The organism is Streptomyces sp. NPDC037203, assembly GCF_055605065.1.
The window spans coordinates 890787-915201 of the sequence record NZ_JBVJUC010000002.1 but is presented as its reverse complement, the minus strand read 5'-3'; the positions used below and the strand labels follow the sequence as shown (position 1 = coordinate 915201).

Below are 24415 nucleotides of genomic sequence, written 5' to 3'. Positions count from 1 at the left end.
CGGCTACGGGGCGGGGGTGAGCGGTGCCTCGCCGGGCTGCTGCGGCTCGGGGTCGCGGGGGCCGAACAGCGCGGTGAGCCCGAGGTGCGCCAGCACCGCGGCGAACGGCCAGGACAGCAGCGCCGCCTTCGCCCCCAGGCGCAGCGGCGCCGGGAAGGTGACCCCCTTGCCGACCGCACGGGCGTGGGCGATGACGTCGGACGTGGGCCCGAGCCACACGCCGAGCCGCCAGGCCAGCAGGGAGCCGAGCAGTCCGCCGAGCGCCAGCCCGACGACCAGCGGTACGCCGCCCCGCCTGCGCCACAGGAAGGCCGCGAGCCCGCTCACCGCGCCGAACGCGAGCGCCAGCAGGGTGAAGGTGCCGTCCACGCCGACCGCCTGCTCGCCCTCGCTGTCCTTGAGGTAGACCACCCAGCTGTTGCCCGACTGGTCCCCCACCAGCGGCACATGGGGTGCCAGCCGCCACCACAGCAGCCCGAGCAGCGCCCCGCACACCGCCGTCAGCACGGCGATCACGGCGCCCTCGCGCACTTCGGTCTTCATTCCGGGGCCGTCCTCTTCGGGGGCACCCGCCGTCGGCACCCCGGCGGGCGGCGCCTGCCAGACCTGGTGCGCGGAGTGGTCGTGCGGGGGCGGGGGCGGGTTCAGCGGTGCGGTCACCCTGCCATCGTGCCAGGTCGGCCTGTGCGCCGCGTCACCGGACGGCGGCCCTGCGGTACGCCCACGCGGCCGCGGCCAGCGAGACCACTCCGACCCCCGCGCACACCCCCAGGTCAGCGAAGACGACGGCCCAGTCCGGATGCGCGCCGAACGTGCGGGCGTACGCCTCCACGCCGTAGGTGGAGGGCAGCAGGTCCCGCGCCAGCCGGATGATCTCCGGCATCCGGTCGGCCGGCAGCACCCCGAGCAGCAGGGCGGCCGACATGCCGAGCTGCCCGAGCAGCGTGGCCAGTTCGGGGCGGGGCGCGAGCAGGCCCAGCGCCGCGCCGAGCCCGGACAGCGCGGCCCCGGCGAGCGGCACGACGGCCAGCAGCACCCACAGGTTGGCCAGCGGCAGACCGAACAGCACACAGCCGAAGACGGCGGTCACCAGCGTGCCGGGCACGGTGAAGGAGGCGTACGCCGCGGCCGTGCCCAGCACCACCGCGGCGGGCGGCACCGGCAGTGTGGCGTAGTGGTCGAGGCCGCCGCCGGCCCGCAGCTGCCCGAAGTACTGGGCCAGCAGGTTGAGCGCGACGAACGCGACGACGAGCACGGAGGAGCCGGCCACCACGGACCGCGCCTCGAAGCCGTTGTCGACGACGCCGCGCATCATCACGGTGATGCCGATCGACTGGAAGGTCGCCACGAACAGCAGCGGGATCCGCGCCACCCTCGCACGGGACAGCTGCGCCCGGTACACGGCCGCCAGCGACGGCCACAGCCGCGCCGCGGGGGCGAGCTCGGCCGCGGCCGGCCCCGCCTCCGGTACGGCGGTCCGGGCCCCGTCGGGCAGAACCTGCGCGGGTACGACACTCACGACGAGCTGCTCCTCTTCCCTACGGCAGCCGTACCGGCCCCACCGGGTACGGCCCGCGCCCTGTGTACGGCCCGCGTGCTCATGCCTTCACCAGCCCCTGCCGGGCGGCGCCGCCGAGGGCCAGGTAGACGTCCTCCAGGCTGGGCGTGGCCAGGGTGAAGTCGTCCAGGGCGGCGAAGGCGGCGCCGCCGGTCACCGTGGCGACGGCGGCGCGGGCCTCCTCGGGGGCGAGCCGCAGCGTCCAGCGCCGACCGGACTCGACCGCGCGCTCGCGCAGCACGGCGACCTCGGGCACCTCCAGCGGCGCCCGCTCCCGCCACACCAGCTCCACCCGGACCTCGCCGGCGACGCGTTCCTTCAGCCCGGCGGGGGTGTCGCAGGCGATGACCCGGCCCCGGTCGAGCACGGCGACCCGGTCGAGCACGGTCTCGGCCTCGATGACGTTGTGGGTGACGAGGAGGACGGTGGTGCCGCGTTCGGCGCGCCGCCGGTCCACGGCCGCCCAGACCGCGCGCCGGGCCACCGGGTCCATGCCGGTGGTCGGCTCGTCCAGGACGAGCAGCGGGCGCTCGCCGACGAGGGCGGCGGCGAAGGTGGCGAGCCGGCGCTGCCCGCCGGACAGCTTCTTCAGCGGCCGCCCGGCGATCGGGGTGAGCCCCAGCTCCTCCAGTACGGCGTCCCGCTCGGCTCGCGCCGCCCGCGCGTCCAGGCCGCGCAGGCGTCCGGTGGTCTCGGCAGCGAGGGAGACGGTCAGCTCGTCCAGGGCGGTGGACTCCTGGCCCAGGTAGGCGAGGAGCCGTGCGGCCCGCTCGGGGTGGCGCACGATGTCGTGGCCGAGGATCTCGACGCTGCCGGTGTCGGGGCGCAGCAGACCGGTGAGCTGTCGTACGAGGGTGGACTTGCCGGCGCCGTTGGGGCCGAGCAGCCCGAAGATCTCGCCGCGCCGTACCGTCAGCTCCAGGGCATCGGTGGCCCGCACCTCGGGGGTGCCGGGTGCGCCGCGGCGGCCCTTGACGGCCGGATAGGTCTTGGCGAGCCCGCGTACGCGGACGACCTCGTCCTGCCGAAGTGCCTGCCCCACGCGCGTACTCACAAGGGGAGAGGGTACGGGGTCCGGCCCCTTTACCCACCCTTGGGGCCACCCGGAGCAACACCGGGCGCGGAGCCGGTGTGCCCCCGTCCGGGCCTCGTACCGGCCCCGTGCGGCCCGCTCCGCCTCACACCGGTCGCGGCTCCCGGCCTCGTCCCCGCCGCGCCGCTCCCCCGTGCCGGGCGCCGCCTCACTCCCCCGCGTTCGCGGGTTCCGCCGCGGCCGGGATGTCGCACTCGCGCCAGAAGCCTGCCCGAATGGCGTAACGGTCGTGCTCGTCGATCTGGTCGTCCTTGTGCGCGAGCAGCCCGAAGCGGGCGGCGTAGCGCAGCAGCTCCCCGTCGATGCGGTGCGGGATGCGCGGGTACATCTGGGACAGCCGCTGGAGATGGCTCTGGTCGCCGAGCCGGGAGATCCAGCGGCGGGCGAAGACCTGCCCGACCTCGTACGGATCGCCGCCGACGGTGGTGATGTCCTCCTCACGGTCGGCCCAGCGCTGCTCGGCCGTGGTGAGCTGGGCGAGGGTCGGCATGGCGGCGGCCTCGGCCGGTTCGGTCACCGCGCCCGGCCGGTCCACCCAGCCCTTGTCGGAGGACCAGCGCAGGGTCGCGGTGGCCGGCTGCTGGGCGGTCTGGACGGCGCCGGGGGCGCGCAGCGCGGCGAGGTCCTTGGGAGTGGGGACGCCCTTGGTCACCGGCACCCGCTCCTGGGTCCCGTTCGCGGCGGCGTCGCCGGCCGGGCGCGTCTCCTGCTCGGCGGAGCGCTCGGCGGCCGCGGCGAGCGCGGACTCGGGCAGCGGCGCGGAGAGGATCGCAGCGATCTCGGGCCGCGGCACCGGCTGCGGCGCGCACACACCGGTCAGCTCCTTGGCCCGGACCGCCTGGGTGATCCACGCCCGGTCCAGGACGCGCCGCTCGTCGGCCTCGGCGACCAGGTCCTCGGACTGGTTGTAGTCCCCGTCGGCGGCCTGTACGGCCCACAGGTGGACGGCGACGCCATGCTCCTTGGCCGCCATCATGCCGGGCAGCAGATCGCCGTCGCCGGTGACCAGGACGACGTCGGAGCAGGCCCGGTTGCGGGCCAGCTCGGTCAGCTCGGCGTGCATGGCGGCGTCCACGCCCTTCTGCGCCCAGCGCCCGTCACTGCGCGTGAGGGCGCCGAGGCGGACGGTGACGCGGGGCATCACGCGCAATCTGCGGTGCTCGGGCTGCGGAACCCGGTCGGGGGCGCCGTCGAACCAGTAGATGCGCAGCAGGGGGCGCTCGGTCTCGAACTCCGCGCGCTCGCGCAGCGCCTGGATCAGCGCGGGGTGGTCGACGGTGATCCGGGACCGCGAGGGCTCGCCCGCGAGGAGACTGGCGGCTGCGCCCAGCAGATACCCGGCGTCCACCAGGACGATGCAGCGGTCCACGCGACTCACCCTCTTTCCGGGAGGTTTTGCTTCGGACTTCCTTCGAGTCTGCCCGACCGCGCGGGGGTTAACGGCCCGAACTCGATCTTCGGCGTGGCGTTTGCGGCTGTTACCCGCCAACCTACCCTGTCACACAGGGTAATTGTCCGACATGCGATTGATGTCAGCTTATGTGAATCTGAATCCGGTCCTGGCCCCCAGATCCCCCGCAGGAGGCAGATCACCATGGCCAAGAACAAGAACCGCAAGCAGGGCGGCTCGCAGAACCGCGCCGCGCAGCACGCCGGTCCGGCGCACGAGCAGACGCAGCACGCCGCGGAGTCCCACGAGTCCCCGGTGACACACATCCAGGGCAGTTCCGGTGATACCGGGCGCGGCCGGAAGCAAAAGAGCTTCGGCCACAACTAAGGGGCGCTGGACGCCTGTTGCGTAAGAAAGAGGGGCGCACCCGCCGCGGGTGCGCCCCTCTCGCGAACTCGGCGCCGCGCCGCCGGCAGCCCGCTCAGCCCGCCAGGCAGGACGGGCCGAGCAGCACCTTCAGGTCACCGAACAGCGCCGGGTCGGGCTTGACCCGGTGCCGGTCCAGGCGCAGCACCGTGGTCTTGCGCGGGCCCTGGAGCTTGATCCGCACCTCGCTGTCGCCCTTGTGGTGGCTGAGGATCTCGCCGAGGCGGCTGACCATGGGCGGGGTGACCCGCGTCGCCGGGATGGTGAGGACCACCGGCGCGTTGGCGCCCGCGTTGGACAGGTCCGGGACCATCAGCTCCATGGCGACGAGCCGGGGCACGTCCTCGCGCTTGTCGAGGCGGCCCTTGACGAACACCACGGCGTCCTCGACCAGTTGGGTCGACACCAGCTGGTAGGTGGCCGGGAAGAACATGCACTCGATGGAGCCCGCGAGGTCCTCGACGGTGGCGATCGCCCAGGCGTTGCCCTGCTTGGTCATCTTGCGCTGGAGGCCCGAGATGATGCCGCCGATGGTGACCACCGCGCCGTCCGCGTGCTCACCGCCGGTGAGCTGGGAGATGCCCGCGTCGGCCTTGTCGGACAGCACGTGTTCGAGGCCGAACAGCGGGTGGTCGGAGACGTACAGACCGAGCATCTCGCGCTCCTGGGCGAGCAGATAGGTCTTGTCCCACTCCTCGTCGGTGAACTGCACGTCGAGACCGAAGCCGGGCTCGTCGGCGCTGTCGTCGCCCATGCCGCCGAAGAGGTCGAACTGGCCCTCGGCCTCCTTGCGCTTGACCGCCACCACGTTGTCGATCATCGGCTCGTACTGCGCCGTGAGGCCCTTGCGGGTGTGGCCCATGGTGTCGAACGCGCCGGCCTTGATCAGCGATTCGGTGGTGCGCTTGTTGCAGACGACCGCCTCGACCTTGTCGAGGTAGTCGGGGAAGGAGGCGTACTTCCCCTTGGCCTTGCGGCTCCTGATGATCGACTCGACCACGTTGGTGCCGACGTTGCGCACCGCGGAGAGGCCGAAGAGGATCACGTCGTCGCCCTGGGCGGCGAAGTTGGCCTCCGACTCGTTGACGTTCGGCGGGAGCACCCGGATGCCCATGCGGCGGCATTCGTTGAGGTACACCGCCGACTTGTCCTTGTCGTCCTTGACGGAGGTCAGCAGTCCGGCCATGTACTCGGCGGGGTGGTTGGCCTTGAGGTAGGCGGTCCAGTACGACACCAGGCCGTACGCGGCCGAGTGCGCCTTGTTGAAGGCGTAGCCGGCGAACGGGACCAGCACGTCCCACAGCGCCTGGATGGCCTCGTCGCTGTAGCCGTTCTTGCGGGCGCCGGCCTGGAAGATGGTGAAGTTCTTCGCCAGCTCCTCGGGCTTCTTCTTGCCCATCACACGGCGCAGGATGTCGGCCTCGCCGAGCGAGTACCCGGCGATGATCTGGGCGGCCTTCTGCACCTGCTCCTGGTAGACGATCAGGCCGTAGGTGACGTCCAGGACCTCCTTGAGCGGCTCCTCCAGCTCGGGGTGGATCGGCGTGATCTCCTGCTGCCCGTTCTTGCGCAGCGCGTAGTTCGTGTGGGAGTTCATGCCCATCGGGCCCGGCCGGTACAGGGCCGACACGGCGGAGATGTCTTCGAAGTTGTCGGGCTTCATCAGCCGCAGCAGCGAGCGCATGGGGCCGCCGTCGAACTGGAAGACGCCGAGGGTGTCGCCGCGCTGGAGCAGTTCGAAGGTCTTGGGGTCGTCCAGCGGCAGGGACAGCAGGTCGATGTCGAGGCCCTTGTTGGCCTTCACCATCTTGACCGCGTCGTCCATGATCGTGAGGTTGCGCAGGCCCAGGAAGTCCATCTTCAGCAGGCCGAGCGACTCGCAGCTCGGGTAGTCCCACTGCGTGATGGTCACGCCGTCGGTGTGCCTGACCCAGACCGGGACGTGGTCGGTGATGGTCTCGCTGGACATGATCACGCCGGCCGCGTGCACACCCATCTGCCGGACCAGGCCCTCCACACCGCGGGCGGTGTCGATGACCTTCTTCACGTCCGGTTCGTTCTCGTACATCGCCCGGACCTCGCCCGCCTCCGAGTAACGGGGGTGGCTGGGGTCGGTGATGCCGGACAGCGGGATGCCCTTGCCGAGGACGTCGGCGGGCATGGCCTTGGTGATGCGGTCGCCCATCGCGTACGGGTAGCCCAGCACACGCGCCGAGTCCTTGATCGCGTTCTTGGCCTTGATGGTGCCGTAGGTGCCGATCTGGGCGACCTTGTCGGCGCCGTACTTCTCGGTGACGTACCGGATCACCTCGGCGCGCCGGCGCTCGTCGAAGTCGATGTCGACATCGGGCATCGAGATGCGCTCGGGGTTGAGGAAGCGCTCGAAGATCAGGCCGTGCGGGATCGGGTCGAGGTCGGTGATGCCCATGGCGTAGGCGACGATCGAGCCGGCCGCGGAGCCTCGGCCGGGGCCGACCGCGATGCCGTTGTTCTTGGCCCACATGATGAAGTCGGCGACCACGAGGAAGTAGCCGGGGAAGCCCATCGAGATGATGACGTCCATCTCGTAGTCCGCCTGCTTCTGGCGGTCCTCGGGGATGCCGCCGGGGAAGCGGCGCTCCATGCCGCGGCGGACCTCCTCCTTGAACCAGGTGACCTCGGTGTACCCCTCGGGGATGTCGAACTTCGGCATCAGGTCGCGCTTCTCGAACATGCCGGTGGTGTCCACCATCTCGGCGATCAGGAGCGTGTTGGCGCAGCCCTCCTGCCAGGCGTCCGAGGAGTCGATGGCGTACATCTCGTCCGTGGACTTCAGGTAGTAGCCGGTGCCGTCGAACTTGAAGCGGTCGGGGTCGGAGAGGTTCTTGCCGGTCTGGATGCACAGCAGCGCGTCGTGAGCGGTCGCCTCATGGGCGTACGTGTAGTGCGAGTCGTTGGTGACCAGCGGGGGGATGCCGAGCTTCTTGCCGATCTCCAGGAGGCCGTCGCGGACCCGGTGCTCGATGTCGATGCCGTGGTCCATCAGCTCCAGGAAGTACTTGTCCTTGCCGAAGATGTCCTGGTACTCGGCGGCGGCCTTGAGCGCCTCGTCGAACTGGCCGAGGCGCAGCCGGGTCTGCACCTCGCCGGAGGGGCACCCGGTGGAGGCGACGATGCCCTCGGACCACTGGGAGATGGTCTCCTTGTCCATCCGGGGCCACTTCTGGAGCCAGCCCTCGGCGTAGGCGTCGGAGGACAGCCGGAAGAGGTTGTGCAGACCGGTCCTGTTCACCGCCCACATCGTCTTGTGGGTGTAACCACCGGAGCCGGAGACGTCGTCGCGCTTCTGGTGCGGCTGGCCCCACTGGATCTTGCGCTTGTTGCGCCGGGACTCGGGGGCGACATAGGCCTCGATCCCGATGATCGGGGTGATCCCGGCCTTCTGCGCGGAGTGGAAGAAGTCGTACGCGCCGTGCAGGTTGCCGTGGTCGGACATGGCGATGTGCGTCATGCCCATTTCATTGCAGGCGTTGAACATGTCCTTCAGCCGCGCGGCACCGTCCAGCAGCGAGTACTGGGTGTGGACGTGCAGGTGCGTGAACGGCGGCTTTGACACGGTTCGGCCTCCAAGGAGAACGTCAGGCGACGGGCGGGCGGACACTCTGGGGGACAGCCTCGAATCCTATGCCCTGCCACTGACAGCCGGGACGGATCCCCGCGTACGGTCGGGCGGGAACCGGGCACTCCCGCACGGCGTCGCCCGTTGGAGACGGCGAAAGCACTGTCGTATCCATGGACGCACAGTGACGCACCACTCCCGCACCAGGAGGCATCCCGCGATGTCGGATTCCCAGCCCGGCGCCGAGCAGCGCGGCGAGGAGATCCTCGCCGTGTTCGACACCGCCTTCGGCAGGCTCCTGGCCGCCGACCCGGCCGCGTTCCGGGTGAAGTTCCGGAAGATGGCGGCCTCGGCCTTCGCCTTCTACCGGGGCACGGCGTGCCTCTTCTACCACGACATCGACGCCGAGCGGCGGGGCGGCCCCTATCTGGACGACCGCACCTCGCGCGTATGGATCCACGGCGACCTGCACGCGGAGAACTTCGGCACGTACATGGACTCGTACGGCCGCCTGGTGTTCAACGTGAACGACTTCGACGAGGCGTACGTCGGCCCCTTCACCTGGGACCTGAAGCGCTTCGCCGCCTCGATCGCGCTCCTCGGCTACGCCAAGGCGCTCGGCGACGACCAGATCAGCGAGCTGGTGACGGTCTACGCGGCCGCCTACCGGGAGCGGATCCACGCCCTGGCCACCGGCGCCAAGAGCGACGAGGTGCCGCCGTTCACCCTGGACACCGCGGAGGGCCCGCTGCTCGGCGCGCTGCGCGCGGCCCGCTCGATGACCCGGTTCGAGCTGCTGGAGTCGATGACCGAGATCCGCGACTTCGAACGCCGGTTCACCTCGGGGCCCGGCACGGTCGAGCTGGACGCGGCCGACCGCTACAAGATCCTCGCGGCCTTCGACGGCTACCTGGAGACGCTGCCCGACTCCTCCCTGGCCCGCCCCGACTCCTACCGGGTCAAGGACGTCGTGGGCCGCCGGGGCGTCGGCATCGGCTCGGCCGGGCTGCCGTCGTACAACATCCTCCTGGAGGGCCACAGCGACGCCCTGGAGAACGACGTCGTGATCTACATCAAGCAGGCCCAGACCCCGGCGGTCTCCCGGCACATCACGGACCCGGCCATCGCCGGGTACTTCCAGCACGAGGGCCACCGCACGGTGATCTCCCAGCGCGCCCTCCAGGCACACGCCGACCCGTGGCTGGGCTGGACCGAGCTGGACGGCGCGGGCCAGCTGGTCGCCGAGATCTCGCCGTACGCCGTCGACCTGGACTGGAGCGAGCTCGACGACCCGGAGGAGATCGCGCTGGTCGTGGCCGACCTGGGCCGGGCCACGGCCACCATGCACGCGGCGGCCGACGACACCTCCGGCGAGTCCCTGGTGCCCTTCTCCACCGAGCGGGCCATCGACGCGGCGATCGCGGCCGACGAGGAGGGCTTCGCCCCCCTGCTGGTGGACTTCGCCCACACCTACGGCGCCCGCGCCCGCGCGGACCACCAGATCTTCGTGGACCTCTTCCGCAACGGCCGGATTCCGGGGCTTCAGGACGCCTCGCCGAGGCGGTAGCGTGCGGGTACTCACAGGCCCCCTTTAGGGGTCCCTTACTCCGGTTCGTGACAGACTCTGCTCTCGCTATGGACATATCCGGGACCTATCTCAGAGCCGTACGCGCGGTGCTGTTCACGGCCTTCGTCGTGACCCTCGGCACCGCGTCGCACGTGCTGCTGTCCCGGACGCCGCTGCCGGCCGCGACCGTGGCCGCGGTCGCCGCCGGAGTCTTCGCCGGCGCGTACGCGCTGGCGGGCCGCGAGCGCGGCTTCGGCCGGATCGCGGCCCTGCTGGTCCCCCTGGAACTGACCGCCGACACGGTGTTCACCACCGGCCAGCGGACCTGCTACGGCCCGGCGGGCGGCCCGGTCGCCGGACCCCTGCACGCCTTCGGCTTCGACCTGCTGTGCCACGGCGGCGCGGTGGGCACCCCGCTGGCCCAGGTGAGCCGCGGCCAGGCCGCCGGTGTACTGGCGCATGCCTCCCCGGCCACCGCCTGGCTGCTGCTCGCCGCGCACATCGGCGTGAGCCTGCTGGCCGCCGCCTGGCTGCGCCGGGGCGAGCGGGCCCTGGTGCAGCTGCTGCGCGCGGTGGCCGCCGCCTCCTTCCGGCCGCTGCTCCTCGCGGTGGCCGCGGTCACCGTACGACTCCTTCCCGAGGGCCGGCCGCCCCGCCCGGCCCGGCACCCGGCCGCCGTCCGCGACCGGCTGCTCGCGCACTCCCAGAAACGGCGTGGACCGCCGTGCTCCGCCCCGCTCACCGCCTGGTGAGCGACCTGGAGCACCCCACCCGTATCCCGCGCACGTCAGGTGCGCGCCCCCCAGGGAGAACACCCACATGAGCAAGCGGAACAGCCAGGCGGCGAAGACGGCGGCCCGAGAGCGGCTGCGCGAGGAGCGCGAGCGCCAGGCCAAGCGCGCCAAGGCCAGGCGCCAGGCACTGGTGGCCGGCGGCATCGTGGTCGTCCTGGCCGCCGCGGGCGGCATCGGCTACCTGGTCGTCCAGGCCAACAAGCCCGGCCACTGGGAGAAGATGAAGACGGCCAAGGTCGTCGCGCCCGCCCACACCGAGGGCACCGACGGCACCACGGTCGTCATCGGCAAGGCGAGCGCCAAGAAGACCCTCAAGATGTACGAGGACCCGCGCTGCCCGGTGTGCGCCCAGTTCGAGCAGACGGTCGGCACGACGCTGCACAAGGACATCGAGGACGGCAAGTTCAAGTACCAGTACGTGGGTGCCACCTTCCTGGACGCCCATGACAACGGCCAGGGCTCCAAGAACGCGCTGAGCGCGCTCGGCGCCGCGCTGAACGTGAGCCCCGAGGCGTTCCTGGACTACAAGTCCGCGCTGTACTCCACGAAGTGGCACCCGGACGAGAACGACGACAAGTTCAAGGACGACAGCTACCTCATCAAGGTCGCCGACACCGTCCCGGCGCTGAAGAACAACACCACGTTCCAGAACGCCGTCAAGAAGGGCACCTACGACGCCTGGGCGATGGCCATGTCGAAGCAGTTCGACGACAACAAGGACGGTGTGACCGGCACTCCGGGCTTCGTCATGGACGGCAAGCAGCTCAACGGCGGCAACATGATCACGTCGGTGGCCGAGTTCAACAAGATCATCGACGCGGCCCTCAAGAGCTGACGGCTCCCTGCGGGCCGCCGGACTCCGGGGTGCCGGCACCCTTTCGGAAACCGACGGCCCGGTGAAGGGCGGGCGAACATTGCCTGTTCGCCCGCCCTTTCGCCCTACCGGCCGGTAACCTGATCGGCCGTGACCAGTCGAAACAGTTCGCTGCCGGCCTCCCAGGGCCCCAACTGCCTTGCCCCCAGCCGCCGTACGGTCGTCAAGGCCGCCGCGGCGACCGCCGTGCTGGCCGGGCCGCTCGCCGCCGCCCTTCCGGCCCGCGCCGCCGCCCAGGCCCCCGCCTTCCTGCACGGCGTGGCCTCCGGTGACCCGCTGCCCGACGGCATCCTGCTGTGGACCCGCATCACCCCGACCCCGGACGCCACCCCCGGTTCGGGCATCGGCCCGGACACCGCGGTCAGTTGGGTCGTCGCCACCGACAAGGCGCTCACCCAGGTCGTCAGCCGGGGCTCCACCACCGCGACGGCCGCCTCGGACCACACCGTGAAGGCCGACATCCGCGGCCTCCAGCCGGCCACCGACTACTGGTTCCGCTTCTCCTGCGGCGGCACCGACTCCCCGGTCGCCCGCACCCGCACCGCCCCGGCCGCCACCGCGGACGTCGCCGGGCTCCGCTTCGGCGTGGTCACCTGCGCCAACTGGGAGGCGGGTTACTTCTCCTCGTACCGCCACCTCGCCACGCGCAACGACCTCGACGCCTGGCTGCACCTCGGCGACTACATCTACGAGTACGAGTCCGGCGAGTACGCGGCCCGCGGCAAGGTGGTCCGGCAGCACGCCCCCACCAACGAGATCATCACGCTCGCCGACTACCGCACCCGGCACGGCAAGTACAAGACCGACCCCGACCTCCAGGCCCTGCACCTGAAGGCACCGGTCATCGCGATCTGGGACGACCACGAGTTCGCCGACAACGCGTGGTCGGGCGGCGCGGTCAACCACACCGAGGGCGCCGAGGGCACCTGGACCGCCCGCAAGGCCGCCGCCAAGCAGGCCTACTTCGAGTGGATGCCGGTGCGCCCGGCGATCGAGGGCACCACCTACCGGCGGCTGCGCTTCGGCAAGCTCGCCGACCTGGCCCTGCTGGACCTGCGCTCCTTCCGCTCCCAGCAGGTGTCCGGCACCAGCGGCTCGGTGGACGACGCGAACCGCACCATCACCGGGCGGGCCCAGCTCGACTGGCTGAAGGCGGGCCTGAAGGCGTCCGACACCACGTGGCGCCTGGTCGGCAACTCGGTGATGATCGCGCCGTTCGTCATCGGCTCGCTCACCGCCGACCTGCTCAAGCCGCTCGCCAAGCTGCTCGACCTGCCGCAGGGCGGCATAGGCGTCAACACCGACCAGTGGGACGGCTACACCCACGACCGCCGGGAACTCCTCGACCACCTGACGTCGAACAGCATCGGCAACACCGTCTTCCTGACCGGCGACATCCACATGTCCTGGGCCAACGACGTGCCGGTGGACGCGGGCACCTACCCGCTGTCGGAGTCGGCCGCCACCGAGTTCGTCATCACCTCGGTGACCTCCGACAACCTCGACGACATCGTCAAGGTGCCCGAGGGCGTGGTCTCCACGGTCGCAGCGCCGCTCATCGAGGCCGCCAACCGGCATGTGCACTGGGTGGACACCGACCGGCACGGCTTCGGCGTCCTCGACATCACCGCCGACCGCGCCCAGATGGACTACTACGTCCTCTCCGACCGCACCGACCCGAACGCCACCGCCTCCTGGGAGCGCTCGTACCGCACCCGCACCGGCACCCAGAAGATCGAGCGGACCTACGACCCGGTCTAGGGACTTACCCCGGATCGTGCCGGGGTCGCGGAGCCTAGGCGCTCCGCAGGCCGTCGAGGAAACCGAGTGCCACGCGCCAGGTCGCCTCGGCGGCCTGCGCGTCGTAGTCCGGCAGGCCGGGGTCCGTGTACAGGTGCCCGGCCCCGGCGTACCGGTAGACCTCCACATCGGCGCCCGCCCGGCCCATCCGGAGGTACCAGGCGCCGAGCCAGTCGTCCGTCTCGAACGGGTCCGGCTCGGCCACGTGCAGCTGCACCGGCAGCTCGTCCACGTACGCGTTCGGGGCGATGTCCGAGGTGCCGTGCACCAGCAGCAGCCCGCGCGCCTTGTCGTCGCCGAGCGCGAGGGTCTGCGCCACGGAGGCGCCCAGCGAGAACCCGGCGTAGACCAGTCCGCGCTCGGAGTACGGTGCCGCCGCCAGCACGGCCCGCTTCAGCAGCTCCTCCTTGCCGATCCCGTCGCCGAACTCCATGCCCTCCTCGACGGTGTCGAACGTCCGGCCCTCGAAGAGATCCGGCGTCCACACCTCGTGGCCGGCCGTGCGCAGCCGCTCGGCGGCATCGCGCACCGCGGGCCGGAGCCCGTAGGACGAGTGAAAGAGCATGATGTTCATGAGCCCATGGTGCCAGCCGCGGGTGCCCGGCCCCGGAGCGGGACAAGTCACAGGTTCACGATCGCCGTAGCCGGTTACGTTCCAAGGCATGGAGACCGTACTGCGCCCTGTCGTCGTGGTCGGCGCGTCCGTGTTCCTGACCGTCCTCGTCGGCTGGGCCACGGACCTGCTGCTGCGCAAGGCGGACGAACGCCACCCCGAGACCCCCCTGTGGGGCCGGCTGCGGCGCGCCCGCGTTCCGTACCAGCTGGTTCTATGCGCCGCCCTGCTCAGAGGCTCCTACGACCAGGCGGAGCTGCTGGAGGAGCACCGGGTCGGCATCGGGCGCACCCTGACCCTGGTGCTGATCGGGGCGGCGGCCTGGCTGGTGATCCGGATCGCTGGGGCCGTGGTCGAGACGACGTACAGCCGCTACGCGCGCGCCCATCACGACGCGGCGCGGGTGCGCCGGGTGCGCACCCAGGTCACGCTGATCATGCGCGTGGTCTCGGCGATCGTCGGGGTGGTCGCGGTGGCCGCGATGCTGCTGACCTTCCCGGCGATGCGCGCGGCGGGCGCCTCCCTGCTGGCCTCGGCCGGTGTGCTCGGCATCGTGGCCGGCGTCGCCGCGCAGTCGACACTCTCCAACCTGTTCGCCGGGCTCCAGATAGCCTTCGGGGACATGGTCCGCATCGGCGACACGGTGGTCGTGGACGGCGAGTGGGGCACGGTCGAGGAGATCACCCTGACCTTTCTGACGGTACGGACCTGGGACGAGCGCCGGATCACCATGCCGGTGTCGTACTTCACCTCCAAACCCTTCGAGAACTGGTCGCGGGGCACCTCGCAGATGACCGGGATCGTTTTCTGGCAGCTCGATCACAGCGCGCCGCTGGAGGCGATGCGCGAGAAGCTGCGCGACATCCTGCGCCACTGCGCGGCCTGGGACGGCCGCGCCGCCAACCTGGTGGTCACCGACTCCACCCCCAACACCATCGAGGTGCGCGCGCTGGTGACCGCGAAGGACGCCGACGACATCTGGACGGTCCGGGTCGCGGTCCGCGAGCAGATGATCACCTGGCTGTCCGCGGAGCACCCCTACGCGCTGCCCCGTGTCAACACCGCGGACGCGGTGCTGCCGCCTTACCGCGTCCCCGCCCCGGACCGCCACTCCCTGCGCAAGGCGTACGAGTTCCCGCGCACCGGCCGGGGCTGAGCGGGGTGGGGCCGCCGGCCGGCGCGGCTTCGCTCAGTGTCCGCGTTCCGCGCCCCCGTTGACCTGGATGATCTGGGAGGTGATGTGCCCGGCGGCGGGCGAGGCCAGCCAGTGCAGGGTGGCGGCCACATCGCCCGGTTCGCCGGGGCGGCCGGTGGAGGTCTCGGCGATGAGCTGTGCGCGCCGCTCCTCGGGCAAGCCGTCGCCGAAGAAGCCGGTGTCCTCGATATAGCCGGGCGCCACCACGTTCACGGTGATGCCCCGGTGGCCCAGCCGGCGGGCCAGATCATGGGCGTACGGATGCAGCGCGGCCTTGGACGCGGCGTAGGCGCCGGTGCCCGAGCCGCGGTAGGCGGCGATGGAGCTGAGAAAGAGCACCCGGCCGCCGGGCTCGGCGAGCCGCTCCTCAAGGGCCTCGGTGAGCAGCGCCGCGGTCAGCGTGTTGAGTCTGAAGGCGGTGGTCCAGGCATGGGCCACCCGGTCCAGCGGGTCCTCGCTCCCGGCCGGGGCTTCCAGGCCGCCGGAGCCCCCGGCGCTGTGCACGAGCACGTCGACGGTGCCGAACTCACGGGCCACGAGGCGGGCGACCTCGCGCACGTCGGCGGGCTCGGTGAGGTCGGCCGCGTGGGTGAGCGCCCCCGGCACCCCGGCCTTCTCCAGCACCTGCGCACGCCGCCCGAGAAGCAGCACCCGGTCCCCGTCCGCGGCGAAGGCCCGTGCCGTCGCGAGGCCGATGCCCGTGCCGCCACCACTGATCACGATGTTGCGAGTCATGATCCGAGAGTAGGAGTCCCCGGCGGACGGCGCTTCCGGTTATCCACAGCCGCCTCATATTCGTATGACCGGAGGTACACATCCGGCCTGATCGCCTGATCCAAACGAGAGGCCCTAGCGCAGGCTGCGCACGTCGAGGTGGCGCAGGACCCGGTCCACGATCTCCGGGTCCATCCCCGGTTCGCTGCGCGCGGCGAGCACCTCGTGCCGGGCCGCGCTGAGCATCTCGCCCTGGATGCGCCGGATCCGCTTCAGCCGCTTGGCCCGCTGGTGCTGTGCCTCCCGGCGCTCCTCCTCGCCCATGTCGGGGCTGATCCGGATGCCGATGTCGAAGGCCTGCCGGAGCATCTGCTCGGACAGTTCCTCGGGCAGCTCCTCCACCTGCTCGATCTCCCGCAGCCGCCGCTTGGCCGCCTTCGCCGCGCGCACCGCGAGATCCTTCTCGTACTCCTTCTCCCGCTCGGCGTCGGCCCGCACCCGCAGCCGCCTGACCAGCCACGGCAGGGTCAGTCCCTGGATCACCAGGGTGGCGACGATCACCCCGAAGGCGATGAAGACGATCTCGTCCCGGTCGGGGAAGGGTCCTCCGGCGTCGGTCTTCAGCGGGATGGCCAGCGCCAGCGCGACCGAGGCCACCCCGCGCATCCCGGACCACCACATCACGACCGTCTCCCGCCAGCTCGCCGGGATCTCCTCGTCCAGGTCCCGCCGGGCGTGCAGCCGTTTGGTCAGCCAGGTCGCCGGCAGCAGCCACAGCAGTCGTACGACGATCACCACGCCGGCGACGGCGGCCGACCAGCCGAGCAGTTCGCCCCACCGTCCGCTGGCCGTGCGGATCGCGTTGTGCAGTTCCAGGCCGATCAGGCCGAAGGCGACGCCCGTGACGAGGGTGTCGATGATGTCCCAGAAGGTGTGTCCGGCCAGCCGGGTCATCACGTCGTCGGCGCCGGTGGCGTACTCGGACAGGTAGAGGGCCGTGGTGAGCACGGCGAGGACGCCGGAGCCCTGGAGCTTCTCCGCGAGCACATAGGAGGCGTAGGGCACCAGCAGGGTCAGGCCGATCTGGAGCGTCGGGTCCCCCAGCAGGTCCATCACCCGGTTCGCGCCCCAGCCGAGCAGCAGTCCCACGGCGACCGCGACCACGGCGGACAGCACCAGTGCCAGACCGGCCCGCCAGGGCGAGAAGACGCCGCTCACCGCGGCGGCGATCGCCACGTGGTAGAGCACGATGGCCGTGACGTCGTTGAACAGCCCCTCGCCCTCCAGGATCGACACCAGGCGGCGCGGCAGCCCGAGTTGCCCGGCGACGCTGGTCGCGGCGACCGGATCGGGCGGGGCGATCAGGGCGCCCAGCGCCACGGCGGCGGCGACCGACAGTCCGGGCACGATCGCGTGGGCCACGACGGCGACGCACACCATGGTCACGAACACCAGGGCGACGGCCAGGGTGAGGATCGGGCGCCTGTTGGTCGCGAACTGCCGCCAGGAGGTGCGCCGTACGGCCGCGTACAGCAGCGGCGGGAGCAGTCCCGGCAGGATCAGCTCGGGCGGGATGTTCACGTTGGGCACGAAGTCGGCCACCGCGAGGACCCCGCCGAACAGCGTCATCAGCACCGGGGCCGGCACCCCGAGGCGGTCGCCCACCGGGACGCTCACCAGGGCCCCGAGCAGCAGGGCGAACAACAGAGCCAACTGATCCAAGGCCGGCGCTCCGGGGTCGACAGGGTGGGCGAGGCTTCAAGCCTGCCATGCCGCCCGGCCCCCGGCCGTTTCTGCGCATCGCCTCGGGGGTGCCGCCACACCCTGTTCACCGGCTCTTTCGCCGGCCGTCACAGGGCGCGGCGCATCGCCCTGTGGGGTATGCCGGCGTCCGGGAACTCCGGTCCGTAGGCCGCGTAGCCGAGCCGTTCGTAGAAGCCCAGGGCCCGCGTCTGCGCGTGCAGGTCCACCGCGGTCAGGCCGCGCGCACGGGCCGCGTCCTCGATGGCCCGCACCAGGGCGGCGCCGACGCCGAGCCCACGCGCCTCACGGGAGACCGCGAGCCGGCCGAGGGAGCCGACGGAGGGGTCCGCGCCGGTCTTGGCGACGGCCGCCTCGCCGGTCAGCAGCCGGCCGGTGCCCAGCGGGGCGCCGTCCGCGCCCAGGGCCAGCACATGCACGGCGACGGCGTCGTACGCGTCGTACTCGATGGTCTCGTCCACGCCTTGTTCGCGGACGAAGACCTCCTTGCGCACCGCGAAGCACGCCTCCAGGTCGGCGGGACTCTCGGCGACGCGGACGGTGCAGGTCATCCGTAGGTCTCCTCGCGGACCTGGTCGAGGGCCTGCTGGAGGTCCTCGGGGTAGTCGGAGGCGAACTCCGCCCAGCGGCCGTCGCCCGGATGCTCGAAGCCGAGGCGCACGGCGTGCAGCCACTGGCGGGTGAGGCGCAGCCGCTTGGCCAGGGTGGGATCGGCGCCGTAGGTGAGGTCGCCGACGCACGGATGGCGGTGGGCGGCCATGTGGACGCGGATCTGGTGGGTGCGGCCGGTCTCCAGCTTCACGTCGAGCAGGGAGGCGGCGCGGAATGCCTCGATGAGGTCGTAATGCGTCACCGAGGGCTTGCCGTCGGCGGTGACCGCCCACTTGTAGTCATGGTTGGGGTGGCGGCCGATCGGGGCGTCGATGGTGCCGCTCGTCGGGTCCGGGTGGCCCTGGACCAGGGTGTGGTAGCGCTTGTCGACCGTGCGCTCCTTGAACTGGCGCTTGAGCGAGGTGTACGCGTACTCCGACTTGGCCACCACCATCAGGCCGGATGTGCCCACGTCCAGGCGGTGCACGATGCCCTGGCGCTCGGCGGCGCCGGAGGTGGAGATCCGGTACCCGGCGGCGGCGAGGCCGCCGATGACGGTCGGTCCGGTCCAGCCCGGAGAGGGGTGCGCGGCCACGCCGACCGGCTTGACGATCACGACCACGTCATCGTCGTCGTGCACGATCTCCATGCCCTCGACGGGCTCGGCGACCACCTGCACCGGCGCGGGGGCCCCCGGCATCTCGACCTCCAGCCAGGCGCCGCCGCGCACCCGCTCGGACTTGCCGACGACCGCGCCGTCGACCTGCACCTTGCCGGACGCGGCCAGCTCGGCCGCCTTCGTGCGGGAGAAGCCGAACATGCGGGAAATGGCGGCGTCGACGCGCTCGCCCTCCAGGCCGTCGGGCACGGGCAGGGTACGGATCTCGGGAAGCGTGCTCACCCGTCGAGTATGCCGGACGGGCGGGGCGCCCCCGACCGGGCCTGTGGAAAACCGGCTCCGGCCGGTCCGCCGGGGCCGTGCCGTCAGTCCTTGTGGACCGTGCCGTCCGGGTCCAGACCGCGGAAGGAGAGCAGCACGATCAGGATGCCGCCGCACACGATCGCCGAGTCGGCGAGGTTGAAGATCGCGAAGCCCTTGGGCGCGATGAAGTCCACGACCTGGCCCTCGAAGACCCCCGGCGCGCGGAAGATCCGGTCGGTGAGGTTGCCGAGCGCGCCGCCGAGCAGCAGGCCGAGCGCGATGGCCCAGGGGAAGCTGTAGAGCTTGCGGGCCAGACGCATGATCACCACGATCACCGCGGCCGCGATCACCGTGAAGATCACGGTGAAGGCCGCGCCGAAGCCGAAGGCGGCGCCCGGATTGCGGATGGCGTTCAGTTCCAGCAGGTCCCCGACGAGCTTGATCGGCGCATGGCCCTCCAGCTTGGCCACCACCAGCGTCTTGCTGATCAGGTCGAGCGCGTACGCGAACGCGGCCACGGCGAACAGCACGGCGATGCGGCGGCCGCGGCCGGTCCGCTCCGGCGCCCGTGCCGCCGTCTGCTCAGGGGCCTGATGTGCGCCGTCCTCCGGGGTGTCCGGCGTATTGATGATGCGCTCCGCCTCTGCCACGTGCGTCCCTCGACCTAGGTACCTGACTGAGGACGAGACTACGGCACGCTCCGGCGGCCCCACACGCTCAGGAGCGGCGTTCCTGCTTCTGCTTGCACTCCACGCACAGGGTGGCCCGCGGGAAGGCCTGCATCCGGGCCTTGCCGATGGGTTTGCCGCAGTTCTCGCACAGGCCGTAGGTGCCCGCGTCCAGTCGCTCGATCGCGCGTTCGGTCTGGGTGAGCATCTCGCGGGCGTTAGCGGCCAGCGCCAGCTCGTGCTCGCGGGTGATGTTCTTGGTCCCGGTGTCGGCCTGGTCGTCGCCGGCACCGTCCCCGGAGTCGCGCATCAGGCCGACGAGCGACTCCTCGGACGAGCTGATCTCCCGCCGCAGCCGCTCCATCTCGGACTGGAGCTCCGCACGCGCCTCGGCGACCTCCTGCGCGGTCCAGGGGTCCTCACCGGGGCGCACCGCCAGCTCGCCGGGCTCCGCCGCGGCGAGGCGCGCCTTGGGAACGGCGGTGTCCTCCGCCGTGACCGTGCCAGGAGTCTTCTTCGCAACCACCTTGGTGGCTCCCGTCTGCTTGGCGGCCCGCGCCGCGCCCGCCTTCTTGGCCGTGCTCTCGTCGTCCGGCTCCGCCTTGTGGGCCACGGTCTTCGCGGCCTTCCTGGCGCCCGGTTTCTTCGCCGCGGCCTTCCTGGCCGGCGTCTTCCCGGCCGCCGGGGTCTCCCGCGCGGCCGCCGTGGTCTTCCCGGCCGCCGCCTTCTTCGCCGGCGTCTTCTTGGCGGCCGTCTTCCGCGCCACCGGGTGGGCGTCGGCCTCCTCGGCCCCGCCCGTCTGCTCCAGGACCGGCTTCACGGCGGCTCCCTTCCCGGCCGCGGCCCTGGTGGCCGCAGCCTTCCCTTCCCCCTCCCCGGCCGCGGCCTGCCCCGCCGCCGTCCTGGCAGCGGCCTTCTCGGCAGCGGTTGTCTCGGTATCCGTCTTCCCGGCCACGGCCTTCTTCGCGCTCTTTCTCGGCACCATGGCCGCGGCCCCTTCACATAGGGTGATCTTGCTCGCGAATCGTGCTGGGACGATAAATCGACTTGCCTCCCGCGGCAACGGGGCACACCGCCCGATTCGCCCGCCCGCACCCCCGCGCGGCGGGCCTGCATCCGTTGTGCCCAGCTCCCCGCGGGGTAATCCGCCGCGCCGGGCATCACCCCGGCCACCCTCGCCATTCGGGGCACCCACCACCCGCGCCGGGCCCCCGGCGGCCTCCGCCCCGAAAAGCGGTCGGCCGCTGTCCGCGGGGCGCCGTACACTGGGCGCAGCGAGAAGCGTGGATGGGGACGAGTAGCGGCGTACGCAGCCCAGAGCGACCCGGGGACGGTGGAAGCCCGGGGGCGAGCGCGACGTGAAGATCACCCCGGAGCCGCCGGAAGAAAGCCGCAGCCGCAGGGCAAGGCCAGTAGAACCGGCTTCGCGAACCCAATGAGGGGGCTCACCCGCGGCCGAGGCCGTGGCGGGCCAAGGAGGGTGGTACCGCGGGAGCGCGCCGCACACGGCGTAGGAATCGAAGCTCTCGTCCCTCCGACGGAAGGCAGCAAGTCCGTTGGAGGATGCTCGCAGATGACAGCGCCGACGTACCGCCAGGTGCCCGCACAGGTCGACCTGCCCGCGCTTGAGCACGCCGTGCTCGACTTCTGGCGTGAGCAGAAGATCTTCGCCAAGACCCTGGAGCAGTCCGAGGGCCGCCCCGAATGGGTGTTCTACGAGGGGCCGCCCACCGCCAACGGCATGCCCGGCGCCCACCACATCGAGGCGCGCGTCTTCAAGGACGTCTTCCCGCGCTTCCGCACCATGCGCGGCTACCACGTGGCCCGCAAGGCCGGCTGGGACTGCCACGGCCTGCCCGTGGAGCTGGCCGTGGAGAAGGAGCTGGGCTTCTCCGGCAAGCAGGACATCGAGGCGTACGGCATCGCGGAGTTCAACGACAAGTGCCGCGAGTCCGTCACCCGGCACACCGACGCCTTCGCCGAGCTGACGACCCGCATGGGCTACTGGGTCGACCTGGACGACGCCTACCGGACCATGGACCCGGAGTACGTGGAGTCGGTCTGGTGGTCGCTGAAGGAGATCTTCGGCAAGGGCCTGCTGGTCCAGGACCACCGCGTCGCCCCCTGGTGCCCGCGCTGCGGCACCGGCCTGTCCGACCACGAGCTGGCGCAGGGCTACGAGACGGTCGTCGACCCCTCGGTGTACGTCCGCTTCCCGCTCACCTCCGGCCCGCTCGCCGGCGAGGCCGCGCTCCTGGTGTGGACGACGACCCCCTGGACCCTGGTCTCCAACACGGCGGTCGCCGCCCACCCGGAGGTCACCTACGTCGTCGCGGCGAACGGCGAGGAGAAGGTCGTCGTCGCCGAGCCGCTGCTCGCCAAGGCGCTCGGCGAGGGCTGGGAGCCCACCGGGCAGACCTTCACCGGTGCCGAGATGGAACGCTGGACCTACCAGCGCCCCTTCGAGCTCGTCGAGTTCCCGGAGCCGGCCCACTACGTGGTGAACGCGGACTACGTGACCACCGAGGACGGCACCGGCCTGGTCCACCAGTCCCCCGCCTTCGGCGAGGACGACCTCAGGGTCTGCCGCTCCTACGGACTGCCCGTCGTCAACCCGGTGCGCCCCGACGGCACCTTCGAGGAGGACGTGCCGCTGGTCGGCGGCGTCTTCTTCAAGAAGGCCGACGAACAGCTCACCGAGGACCTCAAGCAGCGCGGCCTGCTGTTCCGGCACCTGCCGTACGAGCACAGCTACCCGCACTGCTGGCGCTGCCACACCGCGCTGCTCTACTACGCGCAGCCCTCCTGGTACATCCGCACGACGGCCGTCAAGGACCGCCTGATCCAGGAGAACGAGAAGACCAACTGGTTCCCGGAGACGGTCAAGCACGGCCGCTTCGGCGACTGGCTGAACAACAACATCGACTGGGCGCTGTCCCGCAACCGCTACTGGGGCACCCCGCTGCCGATCTGGCGCTGCGAGGACGACCACCTCACGTGCGTCGGCTCCCGCGCGGAGCTGTCCGAGCTGTCCGGCACCGACCAGTCGGAACTCGACCCGCACCGCCCCTACATCGACGCGGTCACCTTCGCCTGCCCGCACGAGGGCTGCGGCAGGACGGCCACACGCGTGCCGGAGGTCATCGACGCCTGGTACGACTCCGGTTCGATGCCGTTCGCGCAGTGGGGCTACCCGTACAAGAACAAGGAGCTGTTCGAGAGCCGTTACCCGGCCCAGTTCATCTCCGAGGCGATCGACCAGACCCGCGGCTGGTTCTACACGCTGATGGCCGTCGGCACCCTGGTGTTCGACAAGTCGTCGTACGAGAACGTCGTGTGCCTCGGCCACATCCTGGCCGAGGACGGCCGCAAGATGTCCAAGCACCTGGGCAACATCCTCCAGCCGATCCCGCTGATGGACCAGCACGGCGCGGATGCGGTGCGCTGGTTCATGGCGGCGGGCGGCTCCCCCTGGGCGGCCCGCCGGGTGGGCCACGGCACCATCCAGGAGGTCGTCCGCAAGACGCTGCTGACGTACTGGAACACGGTCGCCTTCCAGGCGCTGTACGCGCGCACCTCGGACTGGGCGCCGAGCGCGGCCGACCCGGCCCCGGCCGAGCGCCCGCTGCTGGACCGCTGGCTGCTGTCCGAACTGCACGCCCTCACCGACCAGGTGACACAGGCGCTGGAGGGGTACGACACCCAGCGCGCCGGCAAGCTGCTGTCCGCGTTCGTCGACGACCTGTCCAACTGGTACGTCCGCCGTTCGCGCCGCCGCTTCTGGCAGGGCGACAAGGCCGCGCTGCGCACGCTGCACGAGGTGCTGGAGACGGTCACCCGGCTGATGGCCCCGATCACGCCGTTCATCACCGAGCGGGTGTGGCAGGACCTGATCGTGCCGGTCTCGCCGGGCGCGCCCGAGTCGGTGCACCTGGCGTCGTGGCCGGAGCCGGACCTCGGTTCGATCGACCCGGAGCTGTCGAAGCAGATGGTGCTGGTGCGCCGGCTCGTGGAGCTGGGCCGGGCCACGCGCGCCGAGTCGGGCGTCAAGACGCGTCAGCCGCTGTCCCGTGCGCTGATCGCGGCGAGCGGTTTCGAGACCCTGGACGGCGAGCTGCACGCGCAGATCACGGAGGAGCTGAACGTCTCCTCGCTGGCGTCGCTGTCCGAGGTCGGCGGCTCCCTGGTGGACACCACCGCCAAGGCCAACTTCCGTGCGCTGGGCAAGCGGTTCGGCAAGCGGGTGCAGGACGTGGCCAAGGCGGTCGCGGCAGCCGATGCCGCCGCGCTCTCGCTGGCGCTGCGACAGGGCACGGCGTCGGTGGAGGTCGACGGTGAGACGATCACACTGGCGCCGGACGAGGTGATCATCACCGAGACGCCGCGCGAGGGCTGGTCGGTGGCGTCCGACTCCGGTGCGACGGTGGCGCTGGACCTGGAGATCACGGAGGAGCTGCGGCAGGCGGGGCTCGCGCGTGACGCGATCCGGCTGATCCAGGAGGCCCGCAAGAACAGCGGCCTGGATGTGGCGGACCGGATCGCGCTGCGCTGGACGTCCACGGACCCGGCGGTGATCGCGGCGCTGAACGAGCACGCCGGGTTGATCGCGGAGGAGGTCCTGGCGACGGACTTCGCCCAGGGCGAGGCCGACGACAGCTTCGGGGACGCCTTCACCGACGAGGGGCTGAGCCTGGAGTTCCGGCTGCGCAAGGCGTAGGTGCCGGTAGCCACTTGAGCGAAGGGCCCGGTCTCCGACTCGGAGACCGGGCCCTTCTTGGCGGTGCCGGCTCGGCGCCCTTGGCGTCCCCGTGCCCTGAAAGCTCCGGCATACCCCGGTCGGAAGGGGCACCG

19 protein-coding genes are annotated in these 24415 nt (G+C 71.4%); 7 read left to right on the top strand and 12 right to left on the bottom strand.

The genetic code is table 11. From position 1 onward, the window contains the following. Positions 1-3: 3 nt before the first annotated feature. The 4 genes from ACZ7EC_RS08600 to ACZ7EC_RS08585 all read right to left on the bottom strand — a co-directional run bounded on the left by ACZ7EC_RS08600 (position 4) and on the right by ACZ7EC_RS08585 (position 4020). Entirely contained in the window at positions 4-660 is a 657-nt protein-coding gene (locus tag ACZ7EC_RS08600; protein WP_471059498.1) for an AAA family ATPase, read from the bottom strand. Positions 661-694: 34 nt separating this feature from the next. Next, positions 695-1519, bottom strand: coding sequence for an ABC transporter permease (locus tag ACZ7EC_RS08595; protein WP_471059496.1), 825 nt, complete (start codon positions 1517-1519; stop codon positions 695-697). Positions 1520-1598: 79 nt separating this feature from the next. Further along, positions 1599-2612 carry an ABC transporter ATP-binding protein gene (locus tag ACZ7EC_RS08590; RefSeq protein WP_471059494.1) on the bottom strand — a complete coding sequence of 338 codons (1014 nt, stop codon included), beginning with the start codon at positions 2610-2612 and terminating at the stop codon, positions 1599-1601. Positions 2613-2799: 187 nt separating this feature from the next. Further along, positions 2800-4020: an NYN domain-containing protein gene (locus ACZ7EC_RS08585; RefSeq protein ID WP_471059492.1), complete on the bottom strand. Its 1221-nt coding sequence runs from the start codon at positions 4018-4020 to the stop codon at positions 2800-2802. 225 nt (positions 4021-4245) lie between these two features. Here ACZ7EC_RS08585 and ACZ7EC_RS08580 point away from each other — a divergent pair, with 225 nt between their 5' ends. After that, a complete protein-coding gene (locus ACZ7EC_RS08580; RefSeq protein WP_471059490.1) occupies positions 4246-4428 on the top strand; it encodes a hypothetical protein in 183 nt (60 codons plus the stop codon). Positions 4429-4522: 94 nt separating this feature from the next. Here the strand turns inward: ACZ7EC_RS08580 and dnaE are convergent, their stop codons facing one another. Continuing rightward, on the bottom strand, positions 4523-8062 hold the full coding sequence (dnaE, locus tag ACZ7EC_RS08575) for a DNA polymerase III subunit alpha (protein ID WP_471059488.1): 3540 nt from the start codon (positions 8060-8062) through the stop codon (positions 4523-4525). A 223-nt stretch (positions 8063-8285) separates the two neighbouring features. Here dnaE and ACZ7EC_RS08570 point away from each other — a divergent pair, with 223 nt between their 5' ends. The 4 genes from ACZ7EC_RS08570 to ACZ7EC_RS08555 all read left to right on the top strand — a co-directional run bounded on the left by ACZ7EC_RS08570 (position 8286) and on the right by ACZ7EC_RS08555 (position 13061). After that, positions 8286-9632: a DUF2252 domain-containing protein gene (locus ACZ7EC_RS08570; protein ID WP_471059486.1), complete on the top strand. Its 1347-nt coding sequence runs from the start codon at positions 8286-8288 to the stop codon at positions 9630-9632. A gap of 68 nt (positions 9633-9700) precedes the next feature. Beyond that, positions 9701-10384: a hypothetical protein gene (locus ACZ7EC_RS08565; protein ID WP_471059484.1), complete on the top strand. Its 684-nt coding sequence runs from the start codon at positions 9701-9703 to the stop codon at positions 10382-10384. Positions 10385-10451: 67 nt separating this feature from the next. After that, complete coding sequence (locus ACZ7EC_RS08560; protein WP_471059482.1) at positions 10452-11261, top strand: thioredoxin domain-containing protein; 810 nt, start codon at positions 10452-10454, stop codon at positions 11259-11261. A gap of 129 nt (positions 11262-11390) precedes the next feature. Next, on the top strand, positions 11391-13061 hold the full coding sequence (locus tag ACZ7EC_RS08555) for an alkaline phosphatase D family protein (RefSeq protein ID WP_471059480.1): 1671 nt from the start codon (positions 11391-11393) through the stop codon (positions 13059-13061). Between the two features lie 34 nt (positions 13062-13095). Here the strand turns inward: ACZ7EC_RS08555 and ACZ7EC_RS08550 are convergent, their stop codons facing one another. Continuing rightward, on the bottom strand, positions 13096-13674 hold the full coding sequence (locus tag ACZ7EC_RS08550; protein WP_471059478.1) for a dienelactone hydrolase family protein: 579 nt from the start codon (positions 13672-13674) through the stop codon (positions 13096-13098). Positions 13675-13762: 88 nt separating this feature from the next. Here ACZ7EC_RS08550 and ACZ7EC_RS08545 point away from each other — a divergent pair, with 88 nt between their 5' ends. Further along, positions 13763-14869, top strand: a complete 1107-nt coding sequence (locus tag ACZ7EC_RS08545) for a mechanosensitive ion channel family protein (protein WP_471059476.1) — start codon at positions 13763-13765, stop codon at positions 14867-14869. 33 nt (positions 14870-14902) lie between these two features. On the opposite strand, the gene ACZ7EC_RS08540 is transcribed toward ACZ7EC_RS08545, so the two are convergent. The 6 genes from ACZ7EC_RS08540 to ACZ7EC_RS08515 all read right to left on the bottom strand — a co-directional run bounded on the left by ACZ7EC_RS08540 (position 14903) and on the right by ACZ7EC_RS08515 (position 20549). After that, positions 14903-15643, bottom strand: coding sequence for an SDR family NAD(P)-dependent oxidoreductase (locus ACZ7EC_RS08540; RefSeq protein ID WP_471059474.1), 741 nt, complete (start codon positions 15641-15643; stop codon positions 14903-14905). A 114-nt stretch (positions 15644-15757) separates the two neighbouring features. Beyond that, positions 15758-17344: a Na+/H+ antiporter gene (locus ACZ7EC_RS08535; RefSeq protein ID WP_471059473.1), complete on the bottom strand. Its 1587-nt coding sequence runs from the start codon at positions 17342-17344 to the stop codon at positions 15758-15760. 128 nt (positions 17345-17472) lie between these two features. Then, positions 17473-17934, bottom strand: coding sequence for a GNAT family N-acetyltransferase (locus tag ACZ7EC_RS08530; protein WP_471059471.1), 462 nt, complete (start codon positions 17932-17934; stop codon positions 17473-17475). Next, on the bottom strand, positions 17931-18875 hold the full coding sequence (locus ACZ7EC_RS08525; protein ID WP_471059469.1) for an RluA family pseudouridine synthase: 945 nt from the start codon (positions 18873-18875) through the stop codon (positions 17931-17933). The genes ACZ7EC_RS08530 and ACZ7EC_RS08525 overlap by 4 nt, the downstream gene beginning before the upstream one ends. 83 nt (positions 18876-18958) lie before the next feature. Further along, positions 18959-19546, bottom strand: coding sequence for a signal peptidase II (gene lspA / locus ACZ7EC_RS08520; RefSeq protein ID WP_471059467.1), 588 nt, complete (start codon positions 19544-19546; stop codon positions 18959-18961). A 67-nt stretch (positions 19547-19613) separates the two neighbouring features. Then, on the bottom strand, positions 19614-20549 hold the full coding sequence (locus tag ACZ7EC_RS08515) for a TraR/DksA family transcriptional regulator (RefSeq protein WP_471059465.1): 936 nt from the start codon (positions 20547-20549) through the stop codon (positions 19614-19616). A 588-nt stretch (positions 20550-21137) separates the two neighbouring features. Between ACZ7EC_RS08515 and ileS the strand changes: the two genes are divergently transcribed. Next, positions 21138-24281 carry an isoleucine--tRNA ligase gene (gene ileS / locus ACZ7EC_RS08510; RefSeq protein WP_471059463.1) on the top strand — a complete coding sequence of 1048 codons (3144 nt, stop codon included), beginning with the start codon at positions 21138-21140 and terminating at the stop codon, positions 24279-24281. The last annotated feature ends 134 nt before the right edge of the window (positions 24282-24415 follow it).

Coding starts and splice junctions, on each gene's coding strand:
- ACZ7EC_RS08565 (WP_471059484.1), top strand. CDS start 9,701: ATGGACATATCCGGGACCTATCTCAGAGCCGTACGCGCGGTGCTGTTC.
- ACZ7EC_RS08560 (WP_471059482.1), top strand. CDS start 10,452: ATGAGCAAGCGGAACAGCCAGGCGGCGAAGACGGCGGCCCGAGAGCGG.
- ACZ7EC_RS08530 (WP_471059471.1), bottom strand. CDS start 17,934: ATGACCTGCACCGTCCGCGTCGCCGAGAGTCCCGCCGACCTGGAGGCG.
- ileS (WP_471059463.1), top strand. CDS start 21,138: ATGACAGCGCCGACGTACCGCCAGGTGCCCGCACAGGTCGACCTGCCC.
- ACZ7EC_RS08545 (WP_471059476.1), top strand. CDS start 13,763: ATGGAGACCGTACTGCGCCCTGTCGTCGTGGTCGGCGCGTCCGTGTTC.
- ACZ7EC_RS08540 (WP_471059474.1), bottom strand. CDS start 15,643: ATGACTCGCAACATCGTGATCAGTGGTGGCGGCACGGGCATCGGCCTC.
- ACZ7EC_RS08580 (WP_471059490.1), top strand. CDS start 4,246: ATGGCCAAGAACAAGAACCGCAAGCAGGGCGGCTCGCAGAACCGCGCC.
- ACZ7EC_RS08515 (WP_471059465.1), bottom strand. CDS start 20,549: ATGGTGCCGAGAAAGAGCGCGAAGAAGGCCGTGGCCGGGAAGACGGAT.
- ACZ7EC_RS08550 (WP_471059478.1), bottom strand. CDS start 13,674: ATGAACATCATGCTCTTTCACTCGTCCTACGGGCTCCGGCCCGCGGTG.
- ACZ7EC_RS08570 (WP_471059486.1), top strand. CDS start 8,286: ATGTCGGATTCCCAGCCCGGCGCCGAGCAGCGCGGCGAGGAGATCCTC.